Below are 17,937 nucleotides of genomic sequence, written 5' to 3'. Positions count from 1 at the left end.
TTATTTGAATTAATAAAGTCGTGGTTTTAAAATGGCTGGAAAAAAAAACCACAATCTAAGCGGAATAAAGGGTCATTGACCAAACGTTTGATTAAATCCTTGATTGTTGGAATACGCTCGACAATGCGAATAATCAGTGATTGGATCATCGCACCATAGTTTAGTTCACGAGGGGCACCACGCAATGTCCTTTTTAAAAATAACTGAAAAATAGGTTGTAAGTCGAAAGTGGCAAAAATCGCATCAAAACGACGGGAACTTTCCATTTCCAATAATTCTTGGATGTCAAATAGGCTCATTTGTTTTACAATAGTCATAGGACATTCACCTCATTCAGTATGTTAGTTTCGTCGCTATCATTATACCGAATTTGGGGAGGTGCCCGTTTTTTATTGTTTCAGAACCCCTGATGCTAAAGGGATTAGAATTATGAAATTAACTCAATTATATCAAATTTTCAATTCTTTATTTTAGTTTATTTTTTCAATGTTTTACTCCACCATATGGCCCGTTTGTTGAATAGAGTAACTAACATTTTAAAATGACTTTATTGAAAATTAAACAATTTTATTATCTGTATACAGGAGAACAGTAATATTAGTTATTTTAAATAGGCATCTAAAAGGTCCAAACATATTAGTCATATAAAATATGTTTGGACCTTTAATTTATTTAACTTTTTTCGAATTTGGTCTTGATAATTTTGTTTAGTAATGTACATTGTAGTTAGACAATTGTATATTCAGTTATATTTAATAATGCACCGACTGCACCTGAAAAACCGTGGTCATTTATAAAGACTGGTGTATGTTTTTTCGTACGTGTGTAATTGGCAATAACACGTGTAAGATGATCATTATTACTTAAAGTTGAACCGATATAAACGATATGTTGAGCATTTTTTTCTTCGGCATATTGAATACTAAGTGTAGTAATAACCTCACCTACAAGCCCTTGTACAGTTGCAATAATATCTTCTGTTGGATGTTTGACAGACTCTGTAATACCAACTTTCCCAAAATTACTAGCTGTCAATTGCCCATCAATAGGTGTGTCCATCCCTTGATAAATATCCTTTACTAGTAAATCAATTTCTTCTCGATTACCTTTAGAGGCCAGTTCTCTTATTTCATTATAATCCGTGATGCCAGTTGTAAGCGCTGACAATCCAATCAATGTTCCACCACCAACGCCTGTCCCACCAACACGAACATGCGTATTATCTTCCATATAATGAATTGAAGTACCAGTACCAATATTAGTAATCATACTTCGCTCGAAGAAGTAGCCCTCTTTATGCAACAAAAATCGAACGCCCTTCAATGTGGCTTCAAACTCTACTATATAATGAATCGATTTCATTGTTTTGATGACATCCAGTAATTGTTCTGTACGCCCTCCCGTAACACCAATATCCTCAATATCTGGATGATTAATAATCCAATTCTGCACAGCTAGCAAATCATTTGACGGGAAAGTTGTTAAAACGAGCTCATTATGCTCATCTAAATAAGCAACTTTTGTCAATGTTCCGCCCGCATCAATACCTATAGCCTTTGGCATACCATTCTCCTTTGACTTTACGTACAATCTCTATTTCAAATGGTGAGATATATACTAGATTTTGCTTGTATTCAAGAGGCGTTTAGAAGCCAGTTGAATAACGTTCATGCCTCCACAAATATCACGGTTTTTGCAATAAGTTATTGTGCCAAAATCCGGTGTATTGTATTTCAGTACCGAAAGCAAATCAACAGCTACAAATGTCTTCTGCGCGAAAGCGAAGCGTCAGCAGCAATTACTCGAAAAGTGAAGTTGTATCTTTGTCCTTCCTAAACTTTAACGCTGTTGAAATAAATGTGCAATAACTTAGCAAACTTTCATGAAAAAAAGACGAAAAATATCAAATTTTTTCTATTAATCACGCGATTTTCGTCGCATTTTTATAACTTTAACATTATTCTGCTATAAAAACAAAAGAAGTGAAAATGCAATGACACTCAAATGCATTATCACTTCTTTTGCAATTCTAGCTGATATCCACCAACATTCACTAGTTCGCTTATCGAAATCAATTTTGCCATTGCTGTGTCCTTCCCTACCTATAAAAATTGCAACCGCGTTATCTACACTCTCTTTGTCTTAATCTATATCATTTGAAAATAGTTGATTATAAATTGAACAATCTGTTTTATCTTTCATCACTTTTACGATACGATATACTATAGATGTGTTACCATTTGAACGGAGGAATACAAGTGAAAGATCAAAAAAAACTTTATAAAGAAGCGATGCAAGTTTTAAAGGAAACTAGTCGCACTTTTTATATACCGATTACTTTTTTAAAAAATGATTTAAAATTGTCAGTGGCAGCCGCATATTTAGCAATGCGTGCTATAGATGAAATTGAGGATCATGAAAACCTTTCTAACGAAGTGAAATTCGATTTACTTACGGCAACAAGTGAGTTATTAAAGGAACCATTTAATGCTGAAGCTTATGAAGCATTATTAGCGCCATATGCAGATCAGCTACCTGTAGTATCTCTTCGTTTAGCAGATTGGCTAACATTTTGTCCTGAAGGCTCACGTAAAATTGTCCAAGCTTCAACGAGTGAAATGGCATTTGGGATGGCGAAATGGGCAAAAGCAAACTGGCAGGTGCATACGCGAGAGGATTTAGATGATTATACATACTACGTTGCAGGGCTTGTTGGGACAATGCTGTCCGAGCTTTGGGCGTGGGGTGCAGACATTCAAACAGATCGCGATTTAGCGATTGGCTATGGCCGAGGTCTCCAAGCAGTCAATATTTTACGCAATCAGCATGAGGATATGGACGAGCGCGGAGTAAGTTTCGTTCCTGATGGTTGGACACGCGAAGATTTATTTGCATACGCAGAAGAAAATCTTGCGAAAGCTGATCTTTATATGAAAGATATTAATAAACGAGCGGTATTATTATTCTGTCGATTACCACTTGCATTAGCTCATAAAACATTGAAGGCAATGCAAGAAGGTCGTGAAAAAATGTCACGAGCAGAAGTAGAACAAACGGTCGAAGAAGTACAGGCTGACTAAAACTTTCACCATTAAAAAACAGCCGCAGTATGAGAAACTCTCGTACTGCGGCTGTTTTAGTTATACGGACTGGACAAGCTTAACAAGCATTTCATAGCTAAAAAAGACTGAAAGCATCGTTAACAACATAAACACTAACTTTTCGGCTTTACTACCCGTTTTTGTAGTAAGTGGTAGACGTACTGAAATAGATACCGGGAAGAACAGCTTTACCCCCTTCTTCGTCCCCATATCAAGAAAAATATGACTTGCCATCCCTAATAAAATACCTAGCGAAATGGATTTGTAAGGTATAAATGTATGTAGTAGCATCCAAATCAAAAATAAAAAAAGCAAACTATGTGTAAAGGAACGATGTCCAAACAGCGAATTTACAGTTTTTGATATGATGGGAAATTTCCTTCCGATTTTACTACCTCCATGACAAATATCTGGAAGTAATGCACCGATAACGCCTGCTCCTACTAAAACAAGCGGATTATCATTAGAAATTTGTGCAAAAGCAAGGCTAGCCGTGATGCCCCCGATAATATGTGTATTCCCTTGCATTATTTGCTCCTTATGTCTCTATATTTTCACTCTTCTTAATTTAACACACTCCAGCGCAAAAGGGAACATATATTCCGAACACACAATCCCTTTTTATACATACTCACAAAATCTCTCATATAAAATTAAAAATATCAGAAATATTTCAGGTTCTCATTGTATATGTAAGATGATTAGAGATAAAAATGAATATTGGAGGTTATTTATGAAATCTATCAAAGGAATTTTGTTTATCATACTAATAATGAGTAGTAGCGCTTTACTGTGGTATTTTGCTACACCTTTAGAGCCTATCCAGGCAGTTAACAGGCTCAGTCACATCATTGGAGGCATGGCCATTACAGGCTTCTTTCTTGTATTTTTGTTAGCAACAAGAATGAAAATTTTTGAGCGTTGGTTCCATGGTCTAGAAAATGTTTATTTTTATCATAAATATTTAGCAATACTTTCACTAGTATTAGTGGTTATTCATGGGCAATTACAAGGTCTGGTCCCCCACTGGGATAAAGTACAAAGAACTTCACTCAGCGAATTTGCTAAAGAACTGGGATCACTTGGCCAATATGGTTTCATCGCACTAATTTTGATTGCGCTTTTGGCTAAATTTCTAAAATATGAGCACTGGCGGATCTTTCATCGGTTATTGCTTATCCCTTATACATTTGGAATTTATCATGCGTATTTTTCAAGCAGATACGATTTATTACAGCCTACACCTTTAGGCATTTTTACCGCAATAACTGCGACTATTGGATTTATGTCAGCATTATATATGTTGACGATGTATCAGGATATGTTTTTTAAATATAAAGGCAACATTACAGGAATCAAAAAATTAGGCTCCAATGTTATTGAACTGGAGCTAACACTTGATAAAAAAATACCCTATCGTCATGGACAATTTATTTTTATCAAGATTTTGCAAGATGGCATAGAAATGGCGCCTCATCCCTTTTCAATTTCAGGTGGCGACGGAAAAAAAGTATTTGTCTCTATTAAGGCACTTGGTGATTTCACAAAAAAAGTATATGATTCAGTTCAACTGAATACACCAGTCACACTTGATGGTCCTTATGGTCATTTAAACTTTGAAAATGGCACACAACAACAAGTTTGGATAGCAGGTGGTATAGGCATTACTCCTTTTTTATCTTATTTGCAATCACAGCCCATCAATCGTGATATTGAATTATTTTACACTTATCAAGGTCAAGACAATGCTATTTATAAAGAATTTTTACAGGAGTATGCAAAAACTAATCAACAGTTCAAAGTGAACTTTATTGATACTACTCAAATGGACAGGCTTTCATTTGAAAATTTTTCAGTGCCAGCGCAAACAAGTGTTTTTATGTGCGGACCTGAAAAAATGCTAAAACATTTTGCCAAGCAATTGAAATTCCGCAATAAAGATATAAGCATTGACTTTGAGGCATTTAAATTTAAGTAACAATTATCAATTATGCCCCGGCATAATTGCGTCCGGAATCGGCTGAAAGAAGTTAATCAAAACTCTCTAATTCGAGCAATTTACTTGGAATTCCAAAAAGAATATCGTATAGTAAAATATCATAAATATAAAGGAGATTTTTTAACGATGACTACAACTAAAAGTTATATAAATAAAGTAATGCACGATCGTAAATCTGTTCGTAAGTATGAGGCAAATTTTAAAATTCCTCAAGCTGAATTAGAGGAATTACTTGTAGAGGCAACAACCGCTCCATCATCAAGTAATTTACAACCTTGGCGCTTTTTAGTAATTCAAGATGAGGCAGTAAAAAAAGAACTACGTTTGATTGCTAATAACCAGGAGCAGGTAGAAACTGCATCTGCCATCATTGCGGTATTAGGCGATACTGCAATGTACAATAATGTTGAGGAAGTCTATACAAAAAACTTCGAGTTTGGTTATATGGATGAAGCAACAAAAAATATGATGATTGAAAATTCATTAAAGCTTTATCCAAACCTTCCTAAAGAAATTCTAAAAAATATTGCTACATTTGATGCTGGCTTAATTTCTATGCAAATCATGCTTTTAGCAAAAGATATGGGCTATGATACGGTTACAATGGGTGGCTTCAATAAAGAGGCTTTTGCGAAGCACTTTGAATTAACAGATAATCTAGTACCAATCGTCTTAATCGCTATCGGAAAAGCAGCAGCACCAGCTTACGGCTCATCTCGTTTAGCGCTAAATGACATTGCAAAATTCATTTAGTGGTCACTGACTGAAGATAAAATGTTCTATTTAGAATAAATATGATACACTAAATATAGAATAAAAAATACTGGATGCGTCAACATCCAGTCAAAGCAACAATCATGCCGCAACCATAGCGGCTGACCAAGTTAAAGTTGTTGGAATCGCCACCTTACTTAGCCGGCAGGGTGGCTATTTCTTTTTATTTTGAGAGACAATAATACTAAGCATCAGTGTCAGTACTGCAATTAGCAAAAGGCTACACTGTACAATCAAACTGAATGCTTCAAATACTGTCATTGGTTATCTTAAGTAAAGTGTATATAACAAGTAATAAACCCTATAAAATCAACTGCATTTTTTATTATATACTTTTAAACATCTAATACGTAATTGAAAAAACTCTGCTGACGATTCAGCCTTAAAAGCCATCCTCTTTTAATAACCATGGAGGATGATTTTTTTATTATCGTATCCCATTCTTGAAGAGAGAAGATTTGAACTAACTCTTGTTAGTAATAAGAAAAAGCTATCCTCAAAGAGATAGCTTTTCTTCAACTAAATCAATTGTTTTTTTGCTCCTTGTTCAACTAAGGCACCCGTTAGTTTAAGAAGAACAGCGACGTTTATTAAACAATCGCGCCCTTTAATGGAATAACTAAAATATGGCATAGTCCTAAAATTACTCATAGCTTGTTGAACTATCTGCCCCGTTTGTTTAATAAGAAATTTAATTAAATTTATAGTAATCAACCATCATGGCTACTTTAAAAGCATTATCAATCTCATTTTCCCTTAAGAAATCCTAAATAGATTGTGCTTCTTCTTCCCAATCTGGTCCAAACATGTATAAATAATTCACAAACTGTGATGCTTCTTTTGCTTTCTGTTTTATGCGGAAACAGTCTTTCTCCTTACGAAACGTCTTTCTACCAAATAAACGACGAACATAGACAAAAAGCCGACACCGATCGGTATGCCAAACGCTTCGTACGAAAATGGTGCTCCTTCAAGCTTAAGCTGGCTTGTGGCGCGGTACTCGAGCCGCTTGGCGGCGAATTTCGCCGTCCAGATATCTTCTTGCTTCGCCAAATCTTCGAACGCAGGTTCCATCGCGAACCGCTCTGGCGAATCACTGTGCAGGTAAAGCTGCTCAGCCTTTCCACCGTTCACGTTCCAGTTTCGGATATCATCTACAGCGCGCGTCTTAACGTCCGGTCCCACAAAAATCATTTTGTCGAGTTTTGGAGCTTCCTCTATTTGATATCGGGCGATCAATTTCAGACCGTGTCGGGTAACGACCGGCTCGCGTTTGCTGGATATCGTCAATGTTGTTGTTGTTCCGGAAGCCCCGTACGTGTCAAAAGCCGAGGATAACATCAGCTCGTCGGCACCGTCATACAGCAGGACCCCGTTCTTTTTCTTGTTCCATTGAAACGCATTGTTCAAAATATAGACGATATCGCTCAATCCGGCCGTGAAAGGTTCCATTTGCGGATGCTGAACAAAATCGTATGAAGGGTAATTCATTTCCTTCGCCACTTTCTCAGCTACTGGCTCTCCCATTTGCCGGGATATAACGTTCAGAGTGGCATCAATCCCCGAAGTCAAGCCAGCCGAAGAAACTATGTTACCATCAGTCACGTAGCGCTGATCCCTTATCCAAGTAATCTCGGTATATTTCTTTTCCAATCTGCCGATATCTCCCCAATGTGTTGCCGCAGATTTCCCGTTCAGCAGGCCGGTATCCGCCAAATTTTCCGCCCCATTGCAGATGGACAATAATATCGTTTCCTTGCCGGAGTGCTTCCTTATCCAATCGCGGACAGGCTTGAATTTCGCTTCATCCAAAATCGGCATGAAAGGGATCACGATTATATCAGGACTTTTACCCGTCAATTTGTCCAACTCGTCGAAAGTGTAATGGGGTACGACATCAAGCCCGCCCGTCAACGATTTGATATATTTGTCGGGAGCTGCCGAAAACACATTGTACGAGCCCGTCATGGAAAACATCTCGTATGGTACGAGAAAATCGAACACCTCGGTCACTTCATTCGCCAAAATAACGGCCACTGTCGGCTTTTTCGAATCATAGGCAGGAGCTTGGATGCTTTGTAGAGAAGCAGGAACTGGCTTATCGTAAACCGACATAGCCTCCTGCATCGTGCTCATGAAACCGATCACTCCGGTTCCTCCTACAACCAGAACGAAAACGCATACATACACGATGAAACGCCATACTTTATTCAATTGCCTTCTCTCCCTTAATTTTCTCTAGTTAATTCTAAAGTGCTACTTACTACGATGATAAAGGAAGAAGGCAATTGAATAAACCCGCCCGAGGATTATATTTTTCTCAGACTAAGGTCTTAGTAAAGGACCTTTTTCTCGAACAGCAGACGAAAGCTTCTTTTAAAATATTAACTGACCGCACTTTTCTGAATATGAATCGATGGCGCTATTCCCACAGCGCCGGAGAAGCATGGTCTGTACATGATAGAACGCTTTTGCTTTGAAAAAAGTTTGATCAAAATGGATTCTGTTCGAGTAGATTTAATTTTGGATTTTATAAAAAGATTGCTCATATTTTCCCAGTGGTGCTCAATAATAGCGCCCGATTATTGAATACCGATCAGCTTCTATTAGGTTAAATAAACAAGAAATTGCTACTTTCTCTAATTTTCTGCTTATGTCTAAAACGGGTTCTCACCTTTTACAAAAGGGATGAAAACTACATAATTGGCACCGATAAAAATAAACCAAAAAAAGACAGATGTAAGTCGTTGTTTGAAAAGGATACTATTCTTAAATAGAAATAAAGCAACAATCAACGTGTACAAGACAAATAGAATATAAGATACTCCGAACCAGTTCACCCATACATTGCCCATAAAGTTAATTCCAAAGCCCTCGTAAATAGGTTTTAAGACATAAACTGTGAAAAGCAAACCGATTGCCAATAGGGAAATGATTTCAATTGTTCTAAATACAACTTTCTTCAATTCATTCAAAAGAATCCCCCCAATAGTACATTTTTTCCAATCTTGTTTAAACTTTAACATAAATATCTAAATACTTCTTTTTTTAGTGTTATGCCATAAAATGGCCCGATTGTTGAACACAAGTTAAACATCATTGTTAAACTAACCTGCATCGTTAGTTCAATAAAAAAAAAGAGCTGCATACGCAACTCAACGATCTTCAAGTAAAGCACCCCGTTACTTGAATAAGGATTGAACTTTTATAGCAACTTCTTTCGGTTTAACATCAATCGATGATAATCTTTTTATATCTACCCACATAAGCAAATAAGTTCCTTTATCTCTCTCTTTGTCTGTGAACTCTTCACCTTGTCCAGTTCCGAACATTCCATGATGGCTCTGTTTATTATGTTTTTCCTGGTGGTGGAATAGAATAACTCCGTTAGTACAAGCTAAATTCATACATTTATAACTTAATTACAGCATATGATGTACTCTCCCGTACTTCCATTACAATATTAGTAGAATCATCTAAAACGGAAAAATTTGCATAAAATGATTCTTCAACACTACATTACCAAGAATACCAAATTCATTTTTACGATTCGATCAATCTTATATCAAAAAAATATCATGAAAAATATATAAACATTCCATTAAAATGGTATATTTGTACGATTACCTATACTTTCCTATATTTACCACTATAGATTTAACACTTTAGTATTGTTATTATTATGAAGTATTTTTTTGAAAGGAGGTTTTCCAATGTACAATTCTTATAATTCTAATGATTTTGATGCATTTTTTGGTGGTTTGTTTCTCATCATTATTTTAATTTTTCTTGTGATGGGTATTGCAGGCTATATTATTAGTTCACTTATTTATTATCAGGCATCTAAAGCAAATGGCTTTGATGATCTTGCCTATGTTGCTTGGATTCCTATTATTAACGTTTATAGCCTTTTCTTATTAACAGCAAAGGGTGATGATGACGTAACAGTTCGTGCCGAAGCGAAAAAGAATGTTTTAATTTATGCTGGATTATTACTTGTTTCATTCATCATTCCATTTATAGGTATACTCGCTTCCTTTGGTATTTGTATTTATATTATGTATTTCACATATCGACTATTTTATCGTTGGTCTGGTGAGCCTGGGAGAGCTGTACTTTATATTATTTTATCGTTCATTACATTCGGACTATTCTATTTTATCTACGGCTTAATCAAAATGAATAAACCTTTCGTTGCATAATACATATGCAAGTACAAAAACCTCTTTACACCTTTTAAAGGTTAAAGAGGTTTTCTAATTATTCACGTAATTTTACACTATAGTGTCTCATGGACTTAGGAATACCTTTCAATACTAGCACTCCACTATAGACTAAAAATCTTATTCTACATTCTAAAAAGAAGACACTAGGTAGCTCTTCTATTAAAGGTAAGAGTTCCGCAATCACTATCCCCGTCTTTATAAAATCTTTTGTTGTTTGTTCATTATGTAGCCTTCCTATCTTCTCTATAATAAGTGGATCAAAATAATTTTCTGGTACCCCTTTTATTTCATTATTAATCCATAAGCGCAGAACATCGTTAGTTTGTGATAATGTTTCCCATTCACTTTGGAAAATAAGACGGTCCTGGATAGTTAATGGCTTTTTTTCTTCTATGTTCATAAAAAGCTGTGCTAATTGCTGTGAACTAAGATGACTTGTCGCACAATTAGCCTTACTATGTTCTGTTGTATTAATAAGAAAAATCTCATTTGATTTATCTCGCAATAAATAGAGGAAAAAACGAAGCCCACATTGTTCATCGGCATTATTACCATACCAAATATAGATCGGAACATGATTAGAAATATCTTCTATTTCACGCAAAGTATTTGTAAACTTATTTTGATAAACATCTTCCTGTCCATCATTCATATTTTCAAATAACCAATCATTGCGGAAGGCTTGCCCTCTTTTTTTCTCTAATTTCCATAATGGTCCAATTGAGAAACAATCAGGGAATCCAATCACATGTTTAGGTGGTTCTAGTGCTACTCTCACTGAACCAGCAGCAGATTCAGAGCTCACAATATGAACAGCCTGCGTTGTTATTCGTTGGTCCACAGAACGATGTTTTTGAATACAGTCATTGATAATTTCTACGATGTCGCTTAATTTATCTTGCTCAAGCCAGAACCCCCACCCCTCAATTGCTTCACTTTCTTCATGGTTGAATGTTTCAAATTGAGCATGATACTGTAATTCATAAACCTCCCATACACTCCTATCTATCAAATCCGATGCGTTCAGATAATTATGTGTTTTAATTCGAAAGACAAAAATCGTATTTGATTCCAATAAAAAATAAATATATGGATAATTTACTTTCGATTCCATAACTCAGCCCCCCTTATAATTTTACCATATAAAATTTTGGAACTATTCGTTGTATTTTCTACTCTCTTACGACACTTGACTTATCAAATTTTGAAAAAGAAGTTAGATAACAGAAAATATATGCTATATTATAGTTAGAAAATTTTGAATTTCTAATTTTTAATTACAAAGGGGTTTGATGATTGTGTATGAAAATATTTTAAGACATCCAGGACCTACGCCAATTCCGAAAAAGGTCCAACTTGCGATGAATCGCGATATTATTAGCCATCGTAGCAATGAATTTGTGGAGCTTTACCGTGAAACAATTGAATTAGTAAAACCTGTCTTCGGGACAAAACAGGATATTTTACTCCTCCCATCAGGTGGTACGGCAGCTTTAGAGGCTGCAGCGGTTAACACTGTTTCTGCTGGTGAAAATGTTGTTGTAATTACTGTTGGAGCGTTCGGAGACTATTTTGTTTCGATTTGTGAGAAATACGGCTTTCATGTACATAAGCTTGAAAAAGAATGGGGACAAGCATGTACAGCTAAGGAGTTACGAGAATTCTTGCAGCCGTTAAAAGATATTAAAGCTGTTTTTGTCACATACAATGAAACTTCGACTGGTATTTTAAATCCAATTGCTGAATTAGCACAAGTCGTTCGTGAGGAAACGGATGCATTATGTATTGTCGATGGTGTAAGTTGCTTAGGTGGAGCTCCTGCTGAAATGGATGCTTGGGGAATCGATATTCTTGTTACTGGATCTCAAAAGGCCATGATGCTACCTCCAGGACTTTCTCTTGTCAGCGTTAGTGATAGATCTTGGAACGTTATTGAAGAAAATCATACACCGTCCTATTATTTAAACTTATTAAGCTATCGTAGCTGGGCAGAAAAAGGGATGACTCCAAACACGCCTACTGTCACGCTTATATATGGACTTCACGAAGTATGTAAACTTATAGAGGAAGAAGGAGGCTTTGAACATACAGTTGCCCGCCATGAACTAATGAAAAACATGGTGCGGCATGCAATGAATGCGCTTAATATTGACCTTCTCACTACGGATGAGCATGCTTCTCCGACCATCACAGCGATTATGGCACCAAAAGGGATTGCACTCGGTGACTTCTTGTCGCATTTAAAGCAACAATATCATTTAGATTTCGCTGGAGGACTCGGTCATTTGCAAGGGAAAATTTTCAGATTCGGCCATATGGGCTATTGCTTCCCAAGTGATATTTTACAGGCCGTTTCTTTAATGGAAGCTGCACTTCAAGACTTTGAATATGACTTTGAGCCAGGTGCAGGTGTACGGGCAGCACAGGAAGTATTATTAGCATCCCATCGAAAACAATTGCAGTTATAAAACTTTAACTAATGGAAAACCTCCAAATCTATGTATGATTTGGAGGTTTGATTATTATATTCATGAGGGCCAGGAGTCGCCCAACCTTCACACCTGTCAACTTATATCATGGCAGACAATATTAAATAAACATCATTATCAACCCTTATTTGCCATCCTATTTTTGCCTATCATCTTGTATATGCTTTGCTAAATATTCCTCACGCATAATTTCTGGAACCATACTGCCACCAGAGAACTATACACCTAAGTAAAATTGCAATTTAGGCCAATACTTCACGGCATGATCGACTGAATAATCTTTTACAGCCAGAATTATGAATATGAATGCATTTTCAAAAGCTAAAAGTGTTATACTAATAAGCACGTTATAAATTGAGGAGTTAGACAGTATGAAATATTTTAAACCACAAATGCAGCAACTTGTGAAAGAAAACCGCGAATTACATGATCGCCTAAAAGAGTTAATGTCCGAAATGGATTTGCAAAAAAATTATGCTTTAAAAGCTCTATATCACGCTGAAGTAGCAGACGGTGGACGCTATCAGCAAGATTATCAAGCGTTGGACTATTTATATAAATAAATCTAAATGAGCAAAAATATATCCAACAATTTCAATTAAACAAAATAAAAAGACAGAATCCACTCTTTTGGTTAAAATGAAAGCTCTCACACAACCATCCACCAAAGGAGCGTTTCTGTCTGATGAATAGATTCGGTTTCTTGATTGGCAATTGCCGTTTTACTTTCCCAAGCCTTTTTCAAAACATTTGTAAGTGCCAAATACTATACAGCTTCTAATGAATTGATATTTGAAATAAAAACACGATGTGATGTTTTGAATAAATTTGCGATCAAATTTTTAAAAGTAAAAAACGCAAGAATGTTGATTCCAAATAGCATTCTTGCGTTTTTTCATTAACTAACTACCTTAATCATTAATTCTTGCTACTTGCACACCTTTGCCATGTATTCCTCACGCATTTCCACCGGTACCATACTTCCACCTGTTGCCCATACAAGATGGGTAGCTTGCTCCACCTTATCAACTAAATCATGCTTTTCTAAATAACTTTGTCCATTTTTCATTAACTGTATCGGTCCAAACATCCCTGCATGTGCAGATGGCTCTAAAAATAATCCTTCTACCTTAACAGCTAGTGCGAGTGATTTAAATAATTCCTCATCTTTCACTGTGTAACAGCCACTTATATACGATTCCATCACTTTACCTACAAATTTTGAAGCCCGCCCAACTGCTAGACCATCTGCTTCGGTTTTATTATCAAGACCAATATCCTCCACACTGATGGCGTCATGTAAACCTGTCATTAAGCCAATTGTCATACAAGGGGATGCTACGGGCTCTGCGAAGAAGATATGAGCATGCTCTCCAAAAATTTCACGTATGCCGTACGTTACTCCGCCTGGTCCTCCACCTACACCACACGGCAAATACACGAACAAAGGATGGGCTTTATCCACAGTAATGTTCGTCTTTTCAAACTGTGCTTTTAAACGCTTTGCCGCCACCGCATAGCCAGCAAATAAGTCCTTCGAATTCTCATCATCAATAAAATGACACATAGGATCTTGTTCAGCCTCTTGACGACCTTGTTCTACAGCAACGCTATAATCAGCCTCATATTCAATAACTGTCGCACCTTTTTCACGCAGCAATGCTTTTTTCCACTCTTTTGCATCACTCGACATATGTACAACGACATTAAAGCCGAGTTTTTTGCCCATAATGCCGATACTTAATCCTAAATTACCTGTAGAACCTACTGCAATTGTGTATTGTTGGAAGAACGATTGAAAGTCCTCTGTTGCCAACACTGCATAACTATCCTCTTTTGTTAGCTTACCACTAGTGATCGCAAGCCGTTCTGCATGCCTTAATACTTCAAAAATACCACCACGGGCTTTGATAGAGCCGGAAATTGGCAAGGCATGATCGCATTTTAAGATAAATTGACCTGGTATTAAAACATCATATTCCTTCTCAAGAGCTTTCTTGATCGAAGGTATTTCTTGTAAAGATGATTCAATAAGTCCTTTGCTTTCCACAAGCTCTGGAAATGCTAAAGTTAAATAGGAAGAAAAGCGTTTAAGTGTTTCTTCTGCCTCCTCAACCTCCTCCATTGAAAAAAGATTTGTTTGTGCCTTTTTTTCTCGATTTGTATTTTCCCAAAGTACAGTATCATGGTTTGCTAACTCTTTTAGTCTTGGAAATTGAATAAATAGTTCGTGTTTAAGCTCATTTTTCACCTTCAGAATCCTCCATTTTTTGAGCTGAAATCGCTCGTTCACAAATTTGTCGAAATTTCAATTCGAACGAAATATTGTTTTCTTGTGTTCGTTTTTTAGGTCCTCTCGTACGTCCACCAGCACGTCTAATTTTTTGTCCAACATGGCGCATTTCGAGCAAACGTTCGATGTTTTCATTGGACATCTCTCGCCCATTTTGATCGATTGGATAACCTCCTCTTGCCAAAACCATAGCTGCTAAACCGTAATCCTGTGTAATGACAATATCATGCTTTGAAAGCGCATTCACTAGCGTAAAATCAACCGAATCTGGACCCTTTGGAACCATAATTGTTATTACATTATCACGTTCGATACGGTGGGATGTATCGCAAAACAAGATTGTTTCAATCTCAAACTCAGATGATATAGATAGCGCTAAATCCACGACTGGACAGGCATCAGCATCAATTAAAACCTTTACAATAAAGCATCATTCCTTTCTCATAATTAGATAGATCATTCATTTAATCATTATTTCAATATAATAAACTCTTCCCTTCGCTTGTTCAATTTTTCACAAACTTAAGACTGTTGGAAAAAGTATTTTATTGAATAGTGTGAAAAATAGATATACGATACACATATCAAATAACTGGAGGTTTTTTACTATGACAACTACAACTGTAAGCAACGAACAATTAGCAAAAGAATACGTTGATGGCGTATTCGAGCAACTAAAACAACAAAATAGTTATCAAGCGGAGTTCTTACAAGCAGCTGAAGAAATTTTCATTTCATTAGTGCCTGTATTTGCACAACACCCTGAATATATTAAAGCCAATATCTTATCTCGTATCGTTGAGCCAGATCGTATCATTTCCTTCCGTGTAGCTTGGCAAGATGATAATAATCAAGTTCAAGTAAACCGTGGTTACCGTGTTCAATACAGCAACGTAATGGGGCCATACAAAGGCGGTCTTCGCTTCCACCCTTCCGTAAATGAATCAATTATCAAATTCTTAGGCTTTGAACAAATCTTTAAAAATGCTTTAACAGGCCAACCAATCGGTGGTGGTAAAGGTGGTTCAAACTTCGATCCTAAAGGTAAATCAGATTCAGAAATCATGCGTTTCTGTCAAGCATTCATGACTGAATTATACCGCCATATTGGACCAGATGTCGATGTTCCAGCAGGTGATATCGGTGTTGGAGCTCGTGAAGTAGGCTATTTATGGGGCCAATATAAGCGTTTAACAAAAGCAAACGAATCTGGTGTATTAACTGGTAAAACTCCTGGCTATGGTGGTTCTTTAGCCCGTAAAGAGGCAACTGGTTATGGTACTGTATATTTTGTAAATGAAATGCTAAAAGATGCAAACGATTCATTCGAGGGTAAAACAGTTGTAGTTTCTGGCTCTGGTAACGTTTCAACATACGCAATTGAAAAAGCACAAACTTATGGTGCAAAAGTTGTTGCATGTTCTGACTCTTCAGGCTATATTTATGATCCAGAAGGTTTAGATCTTGATGCAATTAAAGAAATTAAAGAAGTAAAAGGCGATCGTATCTCCACTTACTTAAACTATCGTCCAAATGCTACATTTACAGAAGGTTGTACTGGTATCTGGACGATCCCTTGTGACATCGCGCTTCCATGTGCTACTCAAAATGAAATTAATGGTGATTCAGCTCGTACTTTAATTTCTAACGGTGTGAAAGCTATTGGTGAAGGTGCAAACATGCCATCAGATCTTGAAGCAATTAACGAATTCTTAAATGCGGGCGTATTATTCGGTCCTGCTAAAGCTGCTAATGCTGGTGGTGTTGCTGTATCTGCTCTTGAAATGGCGCAAGATTCTAGTCGCGTATTCTGGTCATTTGAAAAAGTAGATGCTAAATTACATGAAATTATGAAAAACATTTACGCGGACAGTAAAGCGGCTGCTGAAAAATATGGTTACCCTGGGAATCTCGTAGTTGGTGCGAACATCGCTGGTTTCATAAAAGTTGCTGATGGTATGCTAGCTGAAGGCGTTTATTAATAACAATTTAGAATCCTCTTAATCTACCCTAAGATGATAATGAACATTCGTTATCATCTTATTTTTATCAAAAAATAAGTTAAAAACCATAACAATTATCGTGTAAAACGAACATTTTTGTTATTAAACATCCAAAACATTCGTGTTATAATGATGAAGTACTATGAAATATTGGAGGGTTTTTTGTGGAATTATTGTATACAGGTAAAACGAAAAATGTGTTCAAATTAGAAGATGGTCATTACTTATTAAAATTTAAAGATGATGTAACTGGTGAAAATGGCGTATTCGACCCAGGTGCTAATACTGTTGGATTAACAATCGACGGCGCTGGTTTAGCTGGACTTCGCTTAACTTCTTATTTCTACTCAAAACTAAACGAACAAGGTGTTCCTACTCACTATGTTGATGCAAACTTCAACGATGCAACAATGACAGTAAAGCCTGCAACTGTTTTCGGTAAAGGTTTAGAGGTCATTTGCCGCTTCAAGGCAGTAGGCTCTTTCCTACGTCGCTATGGTGCTTACGTGAAAGAAGGACAAGACTTAGATTCTTTCGTAGAAGTTACCATCAAAGATGATGATCGACTAGATCCTCCTATTTCTGAAGATGCTTTAGCCATGTTAAACCTATTAACACACGAAGAATACGAAATTTTAAAGCAACGTACAATTGAAATTTCTAAATTTATTGCTGCAGATCTTGACAAAAAAGGGTTAACACTTTATGATATTAAACTAGAGTTTGGCCGCGATGCTAAAACAAATGAAATTTTATTAATAGATGAAATTTCAGGTGGTAATATGCGCGCTTACAAAGGCGAACAATACATAGAACCATTAGAGCTTGAAAAAATTATGTTAGCTGAATAAAAAATCCATTCTATTAATATGCCATGCCTGACTAGATACGAGTAATCAAAAAGAGTCGCTTTCTTGCGGCTCTTTTTGTTGCTAAGATGATTTTTTCTTTCTTTTGGGTTCTATAATATTTGTTGGGGTATTCACATAATTCCACGCATAAAAAAAGCACAGATTCACCGATTTATATATACTTGAATTGTCGAAAAACAA

Annotated in this window: 16 protein-coding genes and 1 pseudogene; 8 read left to right on the top strand and 9 right to left on the bottom strand. The window is 36.3% G+C overall.

Going from position 1 to position 17,937, the window contains the following annotated elements:
- Positions 1 to 44 precede the first annotated feature (44 nt).
- Both ACQKOF_RS23175 and coaW read right to left on the bottom strand, forming a co-directional pair.
- Positions 45 to 317 (bottom strand): annotated as a pseudogene (locus ACQKOF_RS23175) (IS5/IS1182 family transposase); the annotation flags it as partial.
- A gap of 409 nt (positions 318 to 726) precedes the next feature.
- Positions 727 to 1,563: a type II pantothenate kinase gene (gene coaW / locus ACQKOF_RS23170; RefSeq protein ID WP_100543033.1), complete on the bottom strand. Its 837-nt coding sequence runs from the start codon at positions 1,561 to 1,563 to the stop codon at positions 727 to 729.
- A gap of 695 nt (positions 1,564 to 2,258) precedes the next feature.
- Here coaW and ACQKOF_RS23165 point away from each other — a divergent pair.
- A complete protein-coding gene (locus tag ACQKOF_RS23165; RefSeq protein WP_427562303.1) occupies positions 2,259 to 3,080 on the top strand; it encodes a squalene/phytoene synthase family protein in 822 nt (273 codons plus the stop codon).
- A 60-nt stretch (positions 3,081 to 3,140) separates the two neighbouring features.
- On the opposite strand, the gene ACQKOF_RS23160 is transcribed toward ACQKOF_RS23165, so the two are convergent.
- Positions 3,141 to 3,629, bottom strand: coding sequence for a metal-dependent hydrolase (locus tag ACQKOF_RS23160; protein ID WP_427562301.1), 489 nt, complete (start codon positions 3,627 to 3,629; stop codon positions 3,141 to 3,143).
- Between the two features lie 205 nt (positions 3,630 to 3,834).
- Between ACQKOF_RS23160 and ACQKOF_RS23155 the strand changes: the two genes are divergently transcribed.
- Positions 3,835 to 5,079, top strand: coding sequence for a ferredoxin reductase family protein (locus ACQKOF_RS23155; RefSeq protein ID WP_427562298.1), 1,245 nt, complete (start codon positions 3,835 to 3,837; stop codon positions 5,077 to 5,079).
- A 147-nt stretch (positions 5,080 to 5,226) separates the two neighbouring features.
- The gene (locus tag ACQKOF_RS23150) at positions 5,227 to 5,853 is read left to right on the top strand and encodes a nitroreductase family protein (RefSeq protein WP_427562295.1); all 627 of its coding nucleotides are present in this window, start codon (positions 5,227 to 5,229) and stop codon (positions 5,851 to 5,853) included.
- A 174-nt stretch (positions 5,854 to 6,027) separates the two neighbouring features.
- Here ACQKOF_RS23150 and ACQKOF_RS23145 read toward each other — a convergent pair whose 3' ends face one another.
- From ACQKOF_RS23145 to ACQKOF_RS23135, 3 genes are all read right to left on the bottom strand, one after another.
- Positions 6,028 to 6,135 (bottom strand): putative holin-like toxin, encoded by a 108-nt coding sequence (locus ACQKOF_RS23145; RefSeq protein ID WP_220443510.1) that lies wholly within the window; start codon positions 6,133 to 6,135, stop codon positions 6,028 to 6,030.
- Between the two features lie 591 nt (positions 6,136 to 6,726).
- On the bottom strand, positions 6,727 to 8,088 hold the full coding sequence (locus tag ACQKOF_RS23140; protein WP_427562293.1) for a DJ-1/PfpI family protein: 1,362 nt from the start codon (positions 8,086 to 8,088) through the stop codon (positions 6,727 to 6,729).
- A gap of 443 nt (positions 8,089 to 8,531) precedes the next feature.
- A complete protein-coding gene (locus ACQKOF_RS23135; RefSeq protein ID WP_427562290.1) occupies positions 8,532 to 8,849 on the bottom strand; it encodes a hypothetical protein in 318 nt (105 codons plus the stop codon).
- A gap of 738 nt (positions 8,850 to 9,587) precedes the next feature.
- Between ACQKOF_RS23135 and ACQKOF_RS23130 the strand changes: the two genes are divergently transcribed.
- A complete protein-coding gene (locus tag ACQKOF_RS23130; protein ID WP_427562287.1) occupies positions 9,588 to 10,076 on the top strand; it encodes a hypothetical protein in 489 nt (162 codons plus the stop codon).
- Between the two features lie 58 nt (positions 10,077 to 10,134).
- Here the strand turns inward: ACQKOF_RS23130 and ACQKOF_RS23125 are convergent, their stop codons facing one another.
- Positions 10,135 to 11,214: a DUF1835 domain-containing protein gene (locus ACQKOF_RS23125; RefSeq protein WP_427562285.1), complete on the bottom strand. Its 1,080-nt coding sequence runs from the start codon at positions 11,212 to 11,214 to the stop codon at positions 10,135 to 10,137.
- Between the two features lie 184 nt (positions 11,215 to 11,398).
- Here ACQKOF_RS23125 and ACQKOF_RS23120 point away from each other — a divergent pair, with 184 nt between their 5' ends.
- Together ACQKOF_RS23120 and ACQKOF_RS23115 are read left to right on the top strand one after the other, a co-directional pair.
- Entirely contained in the window at positions 11,399 to 12,568 is a 1,170-nt protein-coding gene (locus ACQKOF_RS23120; protein ID WP_427562284.1) for a pyridoxal-phosphate-dependent aminotransferase family protein, read from the top strand.
- 392 nt (positions 12,569 to 12,960) lie between these two features.
- Positions 12,961 to 13,152, top strand: coding sequence for a hypothetical protein (locus tag ACQKOF_RS23115; protein ID WP_049666523.1), 192 nt, complete (start codon positions 12,961 to 12,963; stop codon positions 13,150 to 13,152).
- A gap of 365 nt (positions 13,153 to 13,517) precedes the next feature.
- Here the strand turns inward: ACQKOF_RS23115 and ACQKOF_RS23110 are convergent, their stop codons facing one another.
- Positions 13,518 to 14,840 (bottom strand): D-serine ammonia-lyase, encoded by a 1,323-nt coding sequence (locus tag ACQKOF_RS23110; protein WP_427562281.1) that lies wholly within the window; start codon positions 14,838 to 14,840, stop codon positions 13,518 to 13,520.
- Positions 14,830 to 15,306, bottom strand: coding sequence for a YaiI/YqxD family protein (locus ACQKOF_RS23105; RefSeq protein WP_427562331.1), 477 nt, complete (start codon positions 15,304 to 15,306; stop codon positions 14,830 to 14,832). The genes ACQKOF_RS23110 and ACQKOF_RS23105 overlap by 11 nt, the downstream gene beginning before the upstream one ends.
- 184 nt (positions 15,307 to 15,490) lie before the next feature.
- On the opposite strand from ACQKOF_RS23105, the gene gdhA reads away from it, so the two are divergent.
- Together gdhA and ACQKOF_RS23095 are read left to right on the top strand one after the other, a co-directional pair.
- Positions 15,491 to 16,864 carry an NADP-specific glutamate dehydrogenase gene (gene gdhA / locus ACQKOF_RS23100; protein WP_427562278.1) on the top strand — a complete coding sequence of 458 codons (1,374 nt, stop codon included), beginning with the start codon at positions 15,491 to 15,493 and terminating at the stop codon, positions 16,862 to 16,864.
- A 185-nt stretch (positions 16,865 to 17,049) separates the two neighbouring features.
- The gene (locus tag ACQKOF_RS23095; protein ID WP_427562275.1) at positions 17,050 to 17,736 is read left to right on the top strand and encodes a phosphoribosylaminoimidazolesuccinocarboxamide synthase; all 687 of its coding nucleotides are present in this window, start codon (positions 17,050 to 17,052) and stop codon (positions 17,734 to 17,736) included.
- Positions 17,737 to 17,937: the final 201 nt, after the last annotated feature.

This window comes from Lysinibacillus sp. NPDC093190, assembly GCF_050280425.1.
Classification (GTDB): Bacteria; Bacillota; Bacilli; order Bacillales_A; family Planococcaceae; genus Lysinibacillus.
The sequence above is the reverse complement of the archived record's forward strand: the minus strand, read 5'-3'. Positions and strand labels throughout refer to the sequence as shown.